Source organism: Vibrio sp. 10N.286.46.A8, assembly GCF_041470165.1.
In the GTDB taxonomy this organism is placed as follows: domain Bacteria; phylum Pseudomonadota; class Gammaproteobacteria; order Enterobacterales; family Vibrionaceae; genus Vibrio; species Vibrio tasmaniensis_A.
This window is the reverse complement of record NZ_JBFRLX010000138.1, coordinates 1-17953: the sequence shown is the minus strand read 5'-3', so window position 1 is coordinate 17953 and position 17953 is coordinate 1. Positions and strand designations below refer to the sequence as shown.

Genomic DNA, 17953 nt, shown 5'->3' with positions numbered 1-17953 from the left:
ATCTGATGTTTTTCGCAAACTAGCTTCTTAATCTGATACTTTTCCCTTTGGCTGCATTTAATCTGATGTTTTTCACAAGCTAGCTTCTTAATCTGGTGGTTTTGTTCGTTCGGTTCATTAAGCGGTCATGAAATGATCATAAGAAAAGAGTTTTGGATGCTGAATCAGTAGTAAGCCCCTGTAGGCCAGAGATTAACTGTCGCTAAGATGATTGACTAGCCTTACTGGAGCAGAGCACTAGTTAGATTTCGGGTCACCTAATCACCTTCGAAGGTTGCCTTTTAATTGGAATTATATTCGTAAAAACAACAGTATGCAGACTCTGCGAATTATTGATTATGATCTGAATCGAACTGCCTCTTAATAGAACATTGGTTATTCGTAATCTTCTAGATCAACGTATTCAACTTTAGATAAGGATTATGTTCTACTGGATCTGATTCAAGATGCTTAGCTATGGAGTGAAATTAACTGGCAACCGAACTTTTAACGCGGCTATATTCAAAAATGTTGGTCAAGTGGCTGTTAACAAAGAATATCATGCTGAGAAAAGTAGATAAACTTTAATCAACTAACTTCCTTACATTAGAGATCAAAATCTGTAAACAAAAAAACGCCCCCACAAGTGAGGGCGTGATATCACCGAATTACCTTTTTGTATATACGCTTTTCGCAGTCGCTCTAACTTTAAACCTCTCCCGAAGTACCTACATTAATTCGGCGATAGAGCGGGTGGAAGGGCTTTTTCAATTCGACTAATCCTTCTCTTACCTAACGAGCAGTCTAGCTGAAAATCCGCTTGTAGACCATCGTTGACACGAAAACACCTGAAAGTAGAAGCTAAGGCAGAGCAGACATGTCGCATGGACAAGTCTGTGTCAGTGATACTACTAAATTAGCAATTCATGGATCTTCTAGGGTATTGCAAACCTCGAGTAAGGTGGTTAAATTTGCTATTCCACAACAAGCCTTATTCTAATCTGAATCCACCATTGCAATACCTACCACTAAGTTTCAAGGCTTGATACATGGCTGTCTTCCAGGAGTTTTTATGTTGTTGCTCTGCCGCAAAAATTCTTTTATCGAGTTCATGTCGAATACCAGTAGACCCACCACTGAAGTCAAAATCATATTGCAACTCATACTTTAGTGTACTTAGCTCGCTAGCAGCCTGTACAGAGTACCTTTTTGCTAAATCAAAGTCAGAAAAGTGAGCTGATACTCTTTGTTGATCTGTAAGACTCCAAGTGCTTGGAGGTGCGACAAAAAAGGTAATTGTAATAGGTGTTGTTTCAATAACTTGTGCATAAAGCCATTGTTCGTTAATAAAATGTCCATGGTCAAAGTATGGATGCATACATAACTCTCCCGCATTAGATGCGGTACTAGCACTCTTCCCTTTGTTACAGTCACTACACGATGGAACTAAATTAACAGGCAATATAGATATGAGAGGATACTTTGCCTTTGGTAAATAGTGATCTAGTGTGTATACATGACCGAAGCCACAAAAAGGGCAAATCCCTAAAGGGGCAGAAAGCTTTATTTTATCATAGTACTTACGACTGGGTTTTGAACTTGGAACCATTTGAGCACTATATAGGTCTTTGAGTTCTTTCTTCGTGACATTAGCAACGACGTAATCTTCATTACTGCCTAGAAACGTCGGTATGGTGAAGAGGGTAGTTGTTGGAGCCAAGCTCATGTACTGGTTACCAGCATTAATTAAATCTGTTCCTATAGATTCGACTCTATTACGAATTTCCGTTGATGGTATGCTGCTAATGCAGGTGTTTACAACGTCCGTATAGGATACTGAGGGAAGGTTTATAGCTCTCAAATCGAACCCTCTCTATCAGTATTCGCACAAATTGCTCTTAAAATCGCTTTTCCTTCAAAGCCTAATTGATGTTGGTATTCAGACAAAATTTGGTCATAGCTTTTCCCATCACGAACACTGTCTGCGAGCAAACCGTAGAAACCAGATTTATTAACTTCCAAACCAAAAATTTCTCTAGTTAAGACGCCAACATTTTCACCAAAAGTTTCAATTGTCGGCCTTTCAACACACCCAACCAAACGTGTCCTACGAAGAATAGAAACACAACTCAGAGGGACTTCTTGTAAAACGACTGGAGAGTGTGTTGCGATTATGGCCACTCCATTTCGATTTAATAGTAAATCTGATAAAGCCCGTGTGAACGCAGAAAGAAGAGGTGGGTGTAAATGGCTTTCTGGTTCATCGATTAGAACCAAAGTTTTATCTTCGACTGTTTCGACCAATTTAGTTAAAGTTAATAAAACGATAGCGTGTCCTGAACTAAGCCTTGAGAAAACTGACTGTGCAGCAGAACCTAGCTGGTGTCTGTCTTCTGTAGGGTCTAGATCAGCAATATCTATTAAAGAGCATAGGTTCATGTCAGCAAAATTAGTGTCAGATTCTAGCTTGCGGACAGCATTTATCCATCTTTGACGTTTACCGCTTAAGGATAGGCATACTTTTAGACTAGTAATCAATTCGGTACAAAGCTCTGGTGTAGACTTTAACCTATCTTCATTGTTGTATATAGGCTGATTAATCGTTTTTAACCCTATATAGTGATAGCAAGTACCTTGATTTGGGTTGGGTTGCGGAGCGGGAGGAGTGAAAGGGTCAAAAGCACTGAATGATACAGATACAACGCTACTGAAATAGTCATTACCTAACGATTCTGACCCCATAAATCCATTCTTAAAAAAGTAACCTGTATTGACTGGTTCTCCTCTATTGGGTAATAGTGCGTCGACCATATTGTTTAATAAAGTGGTTTTACCTACGCCGTTACGCCCAATTAAAATATGAATATTCGTTGAAGGTTTAGTCTCGGGATCGACACTAAAGTCTGCTCTAATACCTGAGTAGGCAGTATTTGCTCGTTTTTCATATGAAAACTCAAAATTAGTAAGAGGGCGACCACCTGCAAGAATCCGAGGAAACTGATCTTTTATTACTGATAGTGATATTGATCTCAATAGAGATGTGTTGAATACAGAGTCATTTCCCGCTGATGCTTGTGAATTTGCATCTTGCTGCGCAATAGATAAACAAATAGAACTTTTCACTACATCTTTTATAGATAAGAGAAATGTATCTGCAAAATCCTCTGAAAAATCTTCCGCAACTTTTAGGTAGTAATCTGGTTCTTGCCCAAGAGAGAAGAAGTTTTCGTTTAGACTACTAAATGGACTTTGCATTTGTTCTGAAGTCCAACCTTCACTCTGACCCACATGTCCAATTTTTACCGTACCTAGATCGTGAAAAGTACCATTTTCGTCGAAAACCTTTATAAAGAAAATGGTTTTAAATCCAAAATCATCCCAGTTATCTTCTACTAGAAATACAGAATTCTGACCTTGTGGAGGTAATGGTGAATTTCGTGATAATTTGTGAAATACAAGAGTCATGGAACACCTTAGGTATCAAGTAGGAATATTATCCTTGTATCATATGTGGTTTTGGCATTATTAACTAGCGATATTGCTTGTACAGTCCAGTACCGTTGCTATACCTACACTGAATCGAGCTAGTAGTTTTCTAATTTCGTAATCAGCAAGTCACTCAAGAACTAACTGACACGGAGATGGGTGATTTCGAGATGCATTGCACTCTTGGAACGCAAATCGTTGCGCCTAAAGATAGGTTGTTCCGATATAGTCAATTTGTTGCCTTTCTTAGTTATCATTCCTTGAAGTTAAGTCATGGATTTCATATGAATTTAGACATATTCTATTGGTTTTTTATTAGAGACTTATGAATTCTAAATGGAACTGATCAAATTAGACTTAGCTAAACCAGAGTATGATGAACAATTCTCAGCTCAAGAGTTGTGGCAGCAGCAGTCGGCTAAACTGCTTTTAAACCACTTAGAACATTTTGGACTAGAGGCTAGGAACTATGCGTGCGCCCCTAACTCTCAAGGTGTTGGGCAGAACTTGCACAATGCTATTCTTATCAGTGGAGGGCGTGGGACGGGCAAATCAGTTTTTCTAAAGAACGCTCAAGCATTGTGGGTTGACCATAGACGCTCAGACAATAATCTACCCTCGCTGTATTTTGCTCCTATTATTGATCCCACCTTACTTCAAGATCACGATAGCTTTACGAATGTGCTTGTTGCTCATATTTACAATCAAGTAATGAGTGTAATTAGCTCTGGAACGTCCAAGTTGTCTGCTCGAGAGCTAGAGAATGCTAAAGATTCTTTTTTCCAAGCTCTAAGAAGTTTGTCTGAAGCTGTGCAGTACGCGGGAGAGCATAGTGAACACGTTGGATTGGATAAGATTATCCAATATAGCTCAGGGATTAAGATTGATTGTCTTTTCCATGAGTATATTAGAGTGTCTAAGTTAATCTTTGGATGTGATGCCATTGTAATATCAATAGATGATGTTGATATGGCTCTTGAAAATGCATACGACGTTTTAGAAGAAATTCGTAGGCGTCTGTCGTGCCCTGATATTATACCACTAGTTAGTGGAGAGCTTGAACTTTATCATCATTTAGTAAAACTTGAGCTAACAAAAAGTCTAGATCACACAAGTTATAATGAAGTCCCTAACGGGTATGGGGCAAAGAAAAGTAACGAGCTCGCGGATGCTTATCTCGCTAAAGTCTTACCAAATCATTATCGAATTGCACTTAAGCCTATTGCTGCTCTGCTTCCTCTCTTGACCATTAAAGATTCTAAGCTTAACGCCACAGAACAATGGATTTCATACAAGGAATATCAACAAAGTTTTAAAGAGTTTTTCTTCGGCTCTTTAAATGGTCAAGAGAGAAGTGCCGAATATCCAAGCCCTCAGTCTGCCCGTGAGGTTGGGCAATTAGTGAGACTTCTCGCTCCATCTTCTTTGAAGGATGATAAGCGAATGGAAGAAAACTGGGAGTCGTTACGTGTTTGGTCAGAAAGTCAGCAGCATGGTTCTAGCTATGCATTAGCCCGAAGTGCATTGCAGAGCACGAGTACTCAAGTTCCTTTAAAACTGAGCGAATTACTTATCTTTAATATCAGAGACCAAGCATCAGAACGACTTCCTTGGGCGAGTCATAAGTTCTGTGAAGAACAGGTCAAGTTTGCTCAAGCTTTCGATAAGTCAAAAGGCATAGGGAATAATGTGAGTCTTTTAGAAAACTTGTCTGATGCTCGAGTTATACGCAGTATGCCACCATTAGAAATGTTTACTGATTACATGTCTATTACGAGAGGAAATGCTGCCCATGAGAAAAATCGCTATACACTAGGGCTTTATACTCACTCGGCATACTATGCAACACAAGGTAGTCAGCAACGAAAAGTTTACTTTAGTAAGGCGTTTGAGTTACTAACTACTTCGATCCTCATGTCTTTCTATGGAGAACTGAGTCCTGAGCAATGTGAGAAAAAGCTTAAAGAGGTTATGGATTCCACTCCTTTTTATTCTATTCATGCTCTTAACCCGACTAAGTATGTTAATGAAGACCCAGTTTCATTATCAAGCGTAGAAATTGAAGAGGAGGCAGATACGGGGAACTACGATGAATTCATCGGTAAAGTAATGGGTTGGAGCAATAGCAATCGAGATCTGATTAAATCTTTCGTTGGCGATGAAACAAGACTTTTGGCTCTCTTAGTTGCTGTTTTTAACAAAGTGTTTTCTCAGTTAAACCTGCTTCGTGAACGTTATCACAAAGGTAATAATGCTGATGACACTTTGATAGATGCGATTTTGCGCTTCAAGTATATCTTGGTAAATGCTTTCGGATTCCTCTTGAGTAGTAGAAACGTTGTTCCCGCAAACTTAGCACTTGATTCAACTCACAGCATGTTGCGTGATCTTTCGGAGTTTTCAATTCAATCAAAAACGTACCAGAAGAATGTTGGCTGGATTAATGAATTCCAAGTTGAGGGCTCTAGACGTGAGCTTAACCACGAAGGTCAAGCTGCCCAGTTTATAAATGCAGTTTCTCTTCACCCTATTTTCATTGATCTCGGTGAAGGCGTTGATATTAGCGAATGTGTTGATTTAATCTCCGCACCAATAACTAATCAGAATGGAGTAACACGGAGTTCTTCTGATGGCGCAGCTATGAGTAAACCAAAATCTAAACTTGCTTCTACTGCGAAACAGGGAATTGATGCCCTAAAAGAATGGTTTGGTAGCGGTAAGCTCTTTGATACAGCTAAGAAACTAGAGTCTGCTATTAAAAGTAATGACTTAAGCGATACTCAGTTAGAACGTATGACTAAAATGGTACTAGATGAGCTTGGTGAAAACCCCGATGAAGCAAAATACCATAAATCCCACTGGGATGTTTATAAGGCGTTACTGGCTAGGAAGAATAAATAATGCATAGTTTACCATTGCATTGGCTGGTACCAACTGTACTGTTAGGGTCTGATCGGTTATTGAACCAGTTAGTCGAATCTCCGCTTCACTCAGTGGCTAAAGAGAAGCAACAGAAACATTTATATAGGATGGCCTTGAGAGATTATCAGGCGTATATGCCAGGTAGGCTGCGACAGGAAGATATAGATCTTGCGTTAGCACAGTGGGTCGACATCAAAAAGCCACTGGACTTAGTTTCTGTGATAACCAAACTTCGTGACGGTTTTGTTAGTTGGCGAGGTGATAGATTTGAAGTTAAAAGTGAGAGACTTGAACTATGGTTAGCATTGCTTGCTCAGATCGACCCTGCATGGATTATAGGTTGTGGATATGCTGAGCTTATAGACAATAAAACTATATCTGTAGAACAAGTAGTCAAACTAACATTACAGCAGTGCCCTAATGCATTACCCAAAAGGTTTGATGGCGAGCCTGTAGCAGATAACCATGTTCACTTGGGAGGTCATGGACATTATAGCCTTTCTATGGCCGCATTTGCGCTACACCTAAATAAGCGACCTAGCACCGATAAGAGTCGTTGGCCATTTAGGCAAGAACACAGTTTGTTCAATAGCGAATCCATAGATGTTACTTGTTTACCTGTATTATTACATCGTTTGTTTGGCTTAATAATTTCAGACTCAGAAAGAAAAACATGGGATAAGAAGTCTTCATCGTATGATTGGAAGTCATTGCATACCTACAGAATCAGTAGACATGCTTCTGAGTTTACAGATTCACACCCCAAAGACGATATATCAGCATTAATACATGCTGCTGCTAACATCGGTCATCATGCGAGTTGGATATTAATAACAACGGCTGTCTCTTTGCTTTTACGTCGTGTTCGAAACCCACATTCAAAAAAGTGTTTAACAGCGTTTATCGTGACGTCGTCAATACTACGCAATTATATGGTGGTCTCTGGTGTTGGACTTGGAGATTTCGTTCGTTACTTCAATTTTAACTACAGAAAACCTGTATCTAGCATAAATTATCGTGAACAATCTCAACTGTATGACCTAGAAGACTATACTTTTCGTGAGTTTAGAATAAGTGATTCGAATTACAGGGCGTTTCATAAACTCGCACAGTCATATTTAGAGAGAGGTAAAGATAAGCAGGTTCACTTCGTTTTCCATTTTACAAGAGGGTTTAGTAAGCAGGAGCAAAATCGCAGATATGCTATCGCAAGGAAACGAAGCAAGGAAACTGTTAGAACGATACAGTCTTTTTATAGTTCGTTAACTTTTGGCTCTTTTCCTATCTTTAAACGAAATACCCTAGAGTATGAACAGGCGGATCTGAGAGCAATGTTGAGGGGATTTGATGTGGCGGGTAACGAAAACGAGCTCCCTATAGAAGTATTTGCACCAGCACTTAGGGTACTTAGAAATGCTAAGCACAAATTCAGATTTCCCACAGAAGTACGTTTAAGACAACCTTTTATCACTCTTCACGCTGGAGAAGATTTTAGTCATATCCTAAGTGGCCTTCGAGTGGTTGACGAAGCCGTTCTCTTTTGTGAATACCAGCCAGGAGATCGCATTGGGCATGGATTAGCGTTAGGAGTGGACGTTCATAATTGGATATCTAGGCAACAACATATATATCTACCTCTACAGGAGCACTTGGATAATTTGGTTTGGTGCTACCATATAGGACTTGAACTGGTTGCTAAAAACCCACAGTTTCAGCCTGCGCTCTTAATCATCTCAGAAAAAATTCGTCATTTTTGTGTCGAGCTTCATAACCAAGAGTTTTCGCCTAGATTGCTCTATCAAGCTTGGCAGATGAGAAGGAATTGCCCAATTACAGTCGAACAAAATGCAGAGTGCTTGGATGATGAATATCTATTGTGGGTTCCAGATGCAAAGTTAATACAGCAGTCCAAGAAAGCTGATCCGCAAAGTCAACCAAAGTCTGCTTATGCACTATGGCAAGATTACTTGAGCCGTCGACGTCATGACTTTGACCATGACCAAATAGTATCGATTAGTTATGAGAAAGAAATTTCTATAAATAGATTGCACCATGATAAGGGTGAGCTTATTGACTCATTATCTAATGCGGAACTTGATTTAATTCAAGGTATTCAAGATTTCATGCTAGAGAAGGTTAGTCAATCGCAATGGATACTTGAAGCATGTCCAACATCGAACATTTATATTGGCAGACTGAACAATTACCATGAACACCCGATTTTTAGATGGATGCCACCTAACAGAGAGAGCCTCAATCCTGGTGGTAGTTCGAATAAATTCGGTATCAGAACGGGGGCTATTCGCGTCTGTATCAATACAGATGATGCTGGTTTGATGCCTACAACACTAGAAAATGAGCATCGGGTAATCAAGCAGTGTGCTATGAATTATGAGTCTATTAGTGAATCCGACGCACATCAATGGATAGAGACTATCCGTCGAACTGGTGTTGAAGTTTTCCGCTCAAACCATCTCAACTGGTCAAATACAGTTTAAAGTTATGTATATAGAAGAAGCCCAATGGGCTTCTTCTATATACGAGTATACTATTTGTTTACGACAACCCTTAGCTTAATACCACTAATTTCGTCAATATAAGCCTCAGTAGCTCCCAGAACTGATAGAATATCTTTAGAAATCTGAGGTTTTGAAATTGCTGGTTGAACAATTGACACCCCAACTTTAAATGAGGCATATCTAGCAACTTTTGACAGATGGATAAGCTGTGCTAGCGTTCCTTTGTCTATACGTGACGCCTTTTCTTGACTTAATCTAACTCGCTCTCTATCGATTAATCTGTTGATCAGAGCTTCTTTGTTAGCAAACCACTTAATACTTTTCACAGCTTGCCCTGCCACTTGATAGATGTCGTCTACTCGTGCTCCAGGCTTCGCTACGCCTTTCTTTTTAGTACAATATTTGCAGTGGTATAAATCTATAATTAGCTCGGAATCATCGTTGTTTTTGATGGCGACAATATCAGCGACCTCTCCACTACCATCATCATCGAAAACTAGGTCGTAACTATCTTTGATTTTCTGGATAGTATGATACTGAATTGAGTGAGGGTGTTTGAGGTGTGTTTGAGACTCGACCGAAATATCAACGCCATCCCACAACCAGCACTCAATATTGTTTAAGGAGTACAAGTATGCGTACTCTTCATACGAGTAGTATCTATACCCACCATCAATGATAGAGGTATCCTCCACGAAGAAAGCTGGGGGGTTCTCATCAAAGAAATCAGTCACTAGATGCTCATCACTCCCTATGATTATGTATAGAGGTGTATCGGAGCTGTAAGTTACTTCACCCTTGGCTGTAATGGTTGCTGAAACACTAAATGCTCCAAGAGGAGTCGAGATGTTAAAGTACCTGACGTTCTCTTTATCATTAGTTTTATCTGATAAAGTTAGCTCGCAGTTGAATAATGTCTCTTCCCACTTACCATCGCTTAGATATACTTTTCGGTCATTCTTGCGCAATAGCTCAACTGGCCATTCGACATTGAGTAACCTAAGATCTGGATATTCGGTTAACTCTTCACTTTGCATAGCAGTTTTCAATACTTGGTTGGTATCGATAGACTCATCTAAGATTTTTTTGCCAACGTTTTTGCACCAGTCGATCCATTGCTCAAGGGAATCACTGTCCATCGACCAGACTTTACCCTTGTATGAACATCCGACACTAACAAGTTTACCGTCCTCGTACCCTTTACCAAAAATATTGGATTTGATAGAACGTTTAGCTTCAATGTCTGGAATCTGATCATTGATTTCAGTTCCTGTATGCATAGAGTAGCGCAGACCTTTCTTGTTCTTGTTTAGACCAACATTTTGGAGCTTCAATCTCTTGAGTCCAGACAGTGCTCGAAATACCCGCTCTCCGTTTACTTGAGGAGCTCCATCCGCGATTAGTTTAGCTAAACGTTTTACAAGACCATCCTTTGCAGATGAGTGAATAAAGAGCAACTTGTTTCGTTTATCTAAATAGGCAATATACAGATCCCAAGATTCGTCAAATAGCTCTTTGGAGCTTGACCATCCAACAGGAGCATATGACTTAACCGAAAAGATAAGCGTATCTTGCTCATCATTGAGAACGGAGTCATGAATCTGAAATTGCTTATTACCAAACTTATAGAAGTTTTCAGGTTTCCAAGTAGAGGCTTTTAAGTTAAATACGGTGGTACTTATGCTTGGTGTTAAGCCTAAATCCAGTAATTTACTTGGCTCTGAAAAGCCAGCTTTGAAATCTTGATATTTTAGCTCTGATGTTACTTTCTCACGGCTGATGTTACTGATAATACAATTCCAGTCTGAATCTTCATTATATAGCTCTTGAAGGCAGTCGTTCAGTTTAGGGTTTGCTATGTTAGCAACAAATTTTGCATCGCCGACTCCTTGCGTTGTTCTTGTGAAGCGTCCAGTAAACTGGAGCATTACATTGATGCTTTTATGTGGGTCATGAATCGCTGAGATTTTTAATTGAGGTAAATCGAATCCTTCTCCGAGCATATTTACACATACAATTATTCGATGTTTTCCCGCCTTAATCGCTTTAAGAACTTCGTCTTTGCGTTTTGCTTTACTTGTAATAAGTATAGGGCTGAGCTCAGTCTCATTTTTATAGTATTCAAATACTTCTACTGCTCTTTTGATGTTGTTTGCTCTAGCCATCACTATGTGGTTAAGACCGTTCTTCAAGTCGGCCTTTAATAAGTCAATAGCTTTCTGAGCAATCACTTTATCTGCTTTCTCTTCTACAAACTCTTTCACTGGATGAAACTCTATTGGCTTAAAGTAACCATCAAGTTGGGCTTTGCTAAGTGAATAGTTAAAAATAATCTTTCCGTCTACTCTAGAGCAGTCTGTTCGAAAAGGAGTTGCGGTAAATTGAAATACTGGTTTATCGGCAAACTGCGCTTTTATTCGTGCCCAAGTGGTCGCTGTTACATGGTGTGCTTCATCCACAACTAGATGAGAACATGCTTTTGTTAAAGCTTCTAAGGCACCCTTGTGGAACTGTGATAATGCAGCGGCAGTAGCAATGATTACATTCGAGTTTAATAGTTGATTTATTTCGACGATATCTTGAATACCGTGTTTTATAGTCGCAACGATAGGGTTCTCGAAGTTATCATTAAGCATCCCTAACTGTCTTAAAAGCCCAAGTTCTAGAAATTTTTTCTTGGTTTGTTCGCGCAAGGCGTCAGACGGTACAATGACTAATGTCTTGCGAAATCTACCCGCCACAACTATGGATAAAATAGTTTCGGTTTTCCCCGTGCCTGTTGGCATAACGATACTAGCAGCACTAGTATCTTCGGATTTTTCGTAACCAAGTACAGCGTAAATTCCGCCAATTTGTGGAGGACGTAAGCCAGGAATTCTAAGAGCCAAGTTTTCTTCTTGAAAGATAAAATTGTTTTGACACCATGATGTATGGATTTCGTCAGGTGACAGTTTTTTACCTGCTAAGCCTAACCAAGATAGTTGGCTTTTTCCGATTAAGCTCTCTGTTAAGATACTCATTTTCAATTCCTCAAAAATAAACGCACAAATGCAACAGGATTATTTGTAATCTGATGCATATTGATATTGCTTGCTAATGTAGTCAATTGAAATTGTTTAGAATTGATCAAGAATGCTTCAAATATTTATGATGACACTTAGGCTAGTGGAGCTTCTGAACACTCCACCAGAACCTACTTTTTCAGGTCACCCGCGCTCTTGGTGATGTCGATTGTAGAACTCATCATTTTCTTCGTCGTAATCGTCTTTGATGATATTACAGTCAGCGATAGCCATTTTATGTTTTCTCTGTTTTACCTTATATTTTTCGGTCTGTTGATCGATGCGGGAAGCTTCAGCAAACCAAACAACCCATTCAGTCGTTGATATCTCTTTGCTTTCAATGGCAATGGCGTTAAACGTACACATGTAATCACAGAACATTTTGAATAGTTTGCCGTTGTCATTTTGTTTGAGGAGTGATTCAGGACTCGCAGTTAGATAGTTATGGCTTTGCTCAAACATTTCTAGTGCTTTTAGATGGTCGTTAAGTCGCTTATCAATAAGGTTTTTATAGTCAGGATGCACTTTATAATCCCAAACCTGGTAAGTTTTGGGGGTAAGAAACCACCTTACCGCGTTGTGCCGCTTAATTACCTTTATGAGATCTAGGCGTGGTGCGAGGTATGGGTGAATGTCTCCATTCTCATCAAACTGCTCAATTGGGTAGAGCCTTGTATCATTCAGAGTCACAAACATGGCAATATCACGCAAGTGAGGTTTAACTTCGTGTGCTTCGAAAATTTGTTTGAATTTACCGAGAAATGTCATAGTAATTGTTCCTAGTTTTTAGATTTTTCGACGATTTGTTCCGCTTGCTTAATCGAAAGGGGTAGGCGTTTTCTGTTTTTGATTAAGGAGTGTCGTGAGTTCACTTGTCTTTCGACGTGAGACACCGAATTAGCCTTATTTACGTGTTGCTTAATGTGTTTAGCCAGCTTTTTATCTACCTGATTCCAATCAATAGATTTATGGAACTTAGCTGGCTCTCGTTTTGGTAAGTGTTGGTTTAGCCAATCTTTGTCATATCGAAAGAGCCACATGTAGCAACTGCTCGAATGTTTAATCTCTGTTCTAGTTAATGTTGGGTTTTGGGAAATGATTGACTTAAGGGTTTGACGACATTGATTTCGTTTTTGGCAGAACCAGAGCTGTTTTCTCCAAGCGGCTAATCCTGACATCGAGTTGATTTTTTGTTCCACGGCGCAAACGCTAACACCGCATAATTTCGCGATATCTCGTCGATGAAGTCCACGGAATGCGAGTTTTATTATCATATCGACTAGCGAGTTACTTAGTCGTTTGAATCGATGATTTACCGCTATCCCATTTCTCTGCGCTAGGGCTGCTAGATAGCCCACCGAATATCCTGTCGCCTTGGCGACAGAACGAAGCGAGTTTCCTGAGGTCAGCTCTGATAGACAGACTCGAGGTTTCGATGATTCCCGATTGCAATAATTTGAGGCCTGCTCAGTTTGTTGAAGATAAAACTTGGCGTTCTTGGAAAAAAAAGCACCAACCAATGCATGCTGTATGTAATGGTTGTAGTTGCCATTTAAGAGAAGGAATCTTAAGAAATTAAACTGGTATAGCTTCGAAGGCAGTAGCTTTGCACCAGCAAATAGAGGAGCCCAAAAGTTTTGTAGACGATTGACTGCTTCTGATTGCCTGATCTGTCCTTTCGGAGTTAACAAATGAGCCTTACCCATCCAAGATGAGTGAGAGGGCGTAACAATATGATCGAATCGACGTTCGCATTCATATTGATGCCAACTACTGATGAATTGCGACAACCTCAACGCTCGTTCTAAGCACAGATCCGAACCATGGAAACATCTATCGTAAGGTGTTGGTGGTAGTTCAATGCGTTTGTTAAGACCATCGGCATTTGTCGGTGCATATTGCAGCCAACATGCATGCTTTGGGCAAACGAACATACCGTAATACTGATGTACGGTACGCCAAATACCATGCCCCCATTTCAATGCATCTTCCTCTAGGCATCGCGAGCAGAGCTTTAGTGCACTGATAAACTGTAACCGAGAACAAACGGTACGTGATACAGCAGCGATGTGACTGCCATCATTACTCAACATGTGCCATCTAAGTCTTGCTTTGCTTTTGTTATCTTGAAGGCAAGAGCCGACAACAGGGAAACAAGTACCGTCAAACAACAACCTTTCCGCGTCTATTGAAGTCTGTTTGGCAACGTGTTTGAGCATGCAAGGAAGCTGTGGGTTAATGCGCACATCTGTACGCCCAAGGAGAGCTCGGTTTTTTTCGCGTAGCGAGCGTCTTGGTGAGGCTGCGTGGTGTCGCGCAACTAGACTATAAAAGGCTTCTCCAGCTATTTCGTGCAGGTACATAGATCTATAGTTGTCCTGTAGCGACCAGCATGAGAATGTAGATCAGTGGTGGACTAAATCTGTTTGTTGAAGTTGATAAAAATAGGCGTGTAGTCCTCATAGTAGGAGTAATTATGTGATCATTTACTTTCCTCGTATTCGAGAAGTACTGCTCTAGAGCGCTTTTCCCTAGAGTCATGAAAATCTCTTTGTACCAATCGCCACAAGCTTTCTTAAAAGCTAACGTTTCAGTTTGCTCAAGCGTAAATCCCATGTGTGCCAACGTATTTTGTTGCACGGATTCAAGGTCTAGGGCGAGTTCTCCATTGTTTAATGCAATCATTAGCCGTTCAACCTTCAGCGTTGTTTCATCAGAATACAATTCTTGACATGTCATGCTGGAATCACATTTTGGACAAGCTAAAGCTGGTGTTGGCATTCGGCTGATGTTCTTCAAGCGGTAATCACATGACGAGCAGGCGTTGATAAGTCTTGAACCGTGTTTGTAACAGTGAAACACACCTTGCAGTTGATGTGGTTGATGGAAATATGCCACACCATACGTGTCATGATCTTCTTCTATGCAGTCTTTGCAGCAACGCCATGTGCGGTTGTGAACTGTTTGCGAGTGTATAAATTCAATGTCATATTGTTTCCCTATCAGGAACAACGGAACCTGTCTTTTCTCATGTTCGTTCAGGAAAGACTCAATGACGTTACCGTGCAAATGCTTTTTCCAAATAGTACGATTATCACTATTTAAAGTGTCCATGAGTAAGAAGTCGAGATCTGAGAACACTGTCACTGGAGAAGAACTAAATTTTTCGAGCCCTAAACGTCGTGCTGTAGTACTAAAAGTACCAAATGGAGACATAATATGAATCCGATGAAGAAAACTTCTCAGATGTTCGTGGGGAAGCAAGTTTAAGATGTTATTCATACTTGCGAGCCTGTGCTAAAAGAGATTCAGGAGTAAGGTTCTCAAGCATTTCTTGATCTTTTTCAGATAGGTTTACGGCAGAGCGAGAGCTTTTAGTGGGTTGCTTCTTGAGTTGGTCACTGCCAAAATTTGAATCGCCGTAGAGAGAAAAATCCTCTTGAACCGAGTGAAGTTGAGACAAAGGAATACAATCTTCATATTTATGGAACTGACCACGTTTTAGAGCCGTCAGTGCTCCTGAAACCAGGATGAACTGTTCTTTAAATACATGGTTTAATGCCGCCATGCTTAGATCTTGATTGCTTGGCGTTAGATAGGTCAGATAAGACAACGTGGCCTTTATTAAACTACTTGCTATGGCAGGTATTCCTGCTGACAGGTAGTGTATATGACGCGTTAGAGTATCGATGTCAGTTGTCTGATTCTTAAGTAATTGTGTAGAACACATTTGCTTAATGAAGCGTTTCCAAAAAGAACTTTCAACATCACATTGTTCTAAGATAAGCGAACCTGTTTTTCCAATACGCCTAGCGGAGGTCATCTCTTTGGAAAATAGATTGAGTGTTGATAATGTCCCGACCAATAGGAGCGGTACACCAACTTTGTTAAACAACTCTTCAACGAACTTTAGTGTGGCATTTTCGTTGTTACCGACTTTTTCGTACTGTCGAGTCTCTGATAGGTTTTGAGCTTCATCTAGAGCAATAAGCCCAACTCCATGAATGAGTAAAGCTTTACGAACAGCAATCATTAGTGCCGTGACTGAACTTTTTTGATGTGATTCGTAATAATTCTCTCCCGTTACACTATCAATAGACTCAAGGATCCTCCATAGCAATGCCCGCTGGCCTCTCGCTGTTGGGATATCCACCTTAAGCCAGACAATCTGTTCGTAGATGAATCTTTTCCCTTGATACTCTTGATGAGAAATGATTTGAGGAATGGCTGACAAGATGCTTTCAACCATCGCAGACTTGCCGCGACCTGATAGACCCGCAACCAAAAAGCTCTGCTGATTTGCTGTTTGCTTTAGAGTGCGTTCTTGCCCTTCAGGTATTTCAATAGAGTTGGCAAATTGCAATTGTTTAATATCGCCATACACCAAAGGATTGCGGTAGATATAGCCTCGCTCAATCATGCGAAATACTGTGTCATAAAGGCGAGGGGCTTCATCCTGAACAACATAGCACTCAGATAGGTTATCAATGAATGTTCTGGTGTAGTAGCCATGATGCTCAGTAGGGAGTGAACTCACATCAATCAACATGTCAGGAGATAATGTTGTCGCCTGTATAAATTGTTTAGGTAGCAATGGCATTCCAAGCGCTTCAATCAGAGGATTTCTTGCCATCTGAGAGTTAGGGTGAGGTGTATAATTAGCTATCATCTTGTTCATCATCAAAGTCAAAAAAATCAGGTGTTTCCAAGTGTTGGGTTTTCTTTTTAGCGGTCGAACTATCGATCTCTTCGTAACTTAACGTTGCTGCTATTTGTTCAGATTGTTTGCTGCGTTCAATAGAAGAAACAATATTCTTTCGTTTTTTAATGCCAGTCTCGATAGACTTTGCTGACGATGTTTTTAGGAATCTAGCGTCAGCTTTTGCTTGTTTATCGATTTCATCCAGTTTGTTTAAGAACTCAATTTTGTTAGCGAATGAATACTCTTCATGAAGGCTTTGTTTTTGTTTGGTTAATTCGATTTCATGCAGAGTCGATTGCCAAATCTGATTACGATACGCTTCAGAGCGGTCAGTGAGTTCTAGAGTAATTAGTTCGTTAGATTCAAGGTCTTTACACCAAATTAAGTTCGTTGAATTTTGGTCGTATCGAACCTCTACTGTGTATCGACCAAAATTACGAGCTTTGTCTAACCACTGTTTCTGAATGATTTTGTTAGAGCTGTAATACAGCCCCTTAAAGTAAACACCCTCCATTCTCACAGTCGCCTTGTCAGCAGGTAGTAATGCGAAACGAAGTTGCTCCTCAGGTATCTGAGCTGGTGGGATCATCATTTCTTCTAGCCCATAGAGATATAAGTCTCTAGGAGAGAAACCAACATCATCTCGAGACATCTCAAAGTTATGGTTGTTCTTTCTCAGGCGGTTATTGTTGGTATAAATGATTGTCCTTATGAGCTTTTCCATGAACGCTTCGAAGGACATCGACGCTTTTCTAGAAGCGTGTTGTTCCTCCTTGCAGGGCACTTTCATAACTTGACCAGGTACAAATCGAACAGCATTTTGATGAAAGATATCAAACGCTTTCTCGACAGTTCCTTTACAATCCCCGCGATGATACGGAGCGAAGCTGGCGACTGATAAGCCAATTTCCCCTTTGAGCATGCTTTCAATATTACGGTCTGTATACTCGGAGCCTCGATCCATGACTAACTGAGAGCAGACATGGTGACACGGCCATTCATTTTCAGTAATTTCAACGCCATAGCGATTAGCAAACTGGACTTTGTTGGTAAACGCGTTGAAAAGGGCTTGTGATGCCCCTGTCCAATCAGGGCCGTGAAAACAAGCATGAGTGCCAACAAACATGCCAGACCACGTATCCACAACTAGATAGATCACAGGGCGTCCCGTCGCTAACTGATTGGTTTTGTCATAGGGGTAACGGATGTATTGATCAACAACTGTTGCATCTATTTCGTAACGGCTCGTGGGCCCACGGACGCCTTGTCGAGCAAGACCTGAT

The 17953-nt window shown here is 40.3% G+C and carries 10 protein-coding genes; 2 read left to right on the top strand and 8 right to left on the bottom strand.

All coding sequences use genetic code 11. The features are described from left to right. Positions 1–970: 970 nt before the first annotated feature. Positions 971–1705 (bottom strand): HNH endonuclease, encoded by a 735-nt coding sequence (locus AB4232_RS13985; RefSeq protein WP_371696065.1) that lies wholly within the window; start codon positions 1703–1705, stop codon positions 971–973. Positions 1706–1836: 131 nt separating this feature from the next. Continuing rightward, positions 1837–3444, bottom strand: a complete 1608-nt coding sequence (locus AB4232_RS13980) for an AAA family ATPase (RefSeq protein WP_371696066.1) — start codon at positions 3442–3444, stop codon at positions 1837–1839. A gap of 357 nt (positions 3445–3801) precedes the next feature. Between AB4232_RS13980 and AB4232_RS13975 the strand changes: the two genes are divergently transcribed. Together AB4232_RS13975 and rdrB are read left to right on the top strand one after the other, a co-directional pair. After that, entirely contained in the window at positions 3802–6366 is a 2565-nt protein-coding gene (locus tag AB4232_RS13975) for a hypothetical protein (RefSeq protein ID WP_371696068.1), read from the top strand. Then, the gene (rdrB, locus tag AB4232_RS13970) at positions 6366–8885 is read left to right on the top strand and encodes an antiviral RADAR system adenosine deaminase RdrB (protein WP_372087371.1); all 2520 of its coding nucleotides are present in this window, start codon (positions 6366–6368) and stop codon (positions 8883–8885) included. The genes AB4232_RS13975 and rdrB overlap by 1 nt, the downstream gene beginning before the upstream one ends. Before the next feature lie 50 nt (positions 8886–8935). Here rdrB and AB4232_RS13965 read toward each other — a convergent pair whose 3' ends face one another. The 6 genes from AB4232_RS13965 to AB4232_RS13940 form a co-directional block, all read right to left on the bottom strand. Then, entirely contained in the window at positions 8936–11926 is a 2991-nt protein-coding gene (locus AB4232_RS13965) for a DEAD/DEAH box helicase (RefSeq protein ID WP_372087370.1), read from the bottom strand. A gap of 186 nt (positions 11927–12112) precedes the next feature. Then, on the bottom strand, positions 12113–12736 hold the full coding sequence (locus AB4232_RS13960; RefSeq protein ID WP_372087369.1) for a hypothetical protein: 624 nt from the start codon (positions 12734–12736) through the stop codon (positions 12113–12115). 11 nt (positions 12737–12747) lie between these two features. Then, positions 12748–14331, bottom strand: a complete 1584-nt coding sequence (locus tag AB4232_RS13955) for a TnsD family Tn7-like transposition protein (protein ID WP_372087368.1) — start codon at positions 14329–14331, stop codon at positions 12748–12750. 4 nt (positions 14332–14335) lie between these two features. Continuing rightward, positions 14336–15184, bottom strand: a complete 849-nt coding sequence (locus AB4232_RS13950) for a hypothetical protein (protein WP_061017745.1) — start codon at positions 15182–15184, stop codon at positions 14336–14338. 58 nt (positions 15185–15242) lie between these two features. After that, positions 15243–16637 carry an ATP-binding protein gene (locus tag AB4232_RS13945; protein ID WP_061017744.1) on the bottom strand — a complete coding sequence of 465 codons (1395 nt, stop codon included), beginning with the start codon at positions 16635–16637 and terminating at the stop codon, positions 15243–15245. Continuing rightward, positions 16627–17953, bottom strand: a 1327-nt coding sequence (locus tag AB4232_RS13940; RefSeq protein WP_372087367.1) for a Mu transposase C-terminal domain-containing protein, incomplete at its 5' end; no start/stop codon positions are given. The genes AB4232_RS13940 and AB4232_RS13945, both read right to left, overlap by 11 nt.

What these genes read in the sequence shown, in the direction of transcription:
- AB4232_RS13985 (WP_371696065.1), bottom strand. Translation starts at nt 1,705, where the DNA reads ATGAGCTTGGCTCCAACAACTACCCTCTTCACCATACCGACGTTTCTA.
- AB4232_RS13980 (WP_371696066.1), bottom strand. Translation starts at nt 3,444, where the DNA reads ATGACTCTTGTATTTCACAAATTATCACGAAATTCACCATTACCTCCA.
- AB4232_RS13975 (WP_371696068.1), top strand. Translation starts at nt 3,802, where the DNA reads ATGGAACTGATCAAATTAGACTTAGCTAAACCAGAGTATGATGAACAA.
- rdrB (WP_372087371.1), top strand. Translation starts at nt 6,366, where the DNA reads ATGCATAGTTTACCATTGCATTGGCTGGTACCAACTGTACTGTTAGGG.
- AB4232_RS13965 (WP_372087370.1), bottom strand. Translation starts at nt 11,926, where the DNA reads ATGAGTATCTTAACAGAGAGCTTAATCGGAAAAAGCCAACTATCTTGG.
- AB4232_RS13960 (WP_372087369.1), bottom strand. Translation starts at nt 12,736, where the DNA reads ATGACATTTCTCGGTAAATTCAAACAAATTTTCGAAGCACACGAAGTT.
- AB4232_RS13955 (WP_372087368.1), bottom strand. Translation starts at nt 14,331, where the DNA reads ATGTACCTGCACGAAATAGCTGGAGAAGCCTTTTATAGTCTAGTTGCG.
- AB4232_RS13950 (WP_061017745.1), bottom strand. Translation starts at nt 15,184, where the DNA reads ATGTCTCCATTTGGTACTTTTAGTACTACAGCACGACGTTTAGGGCTC.
- AB4232_RS13945 (WP_061017744.1), bottom strand. Translation starts at nt 16,637, where the DNA reads ATGATAGCTAATTATACACCTCACCCTAACTCTCAGATGGCAAGAAAT.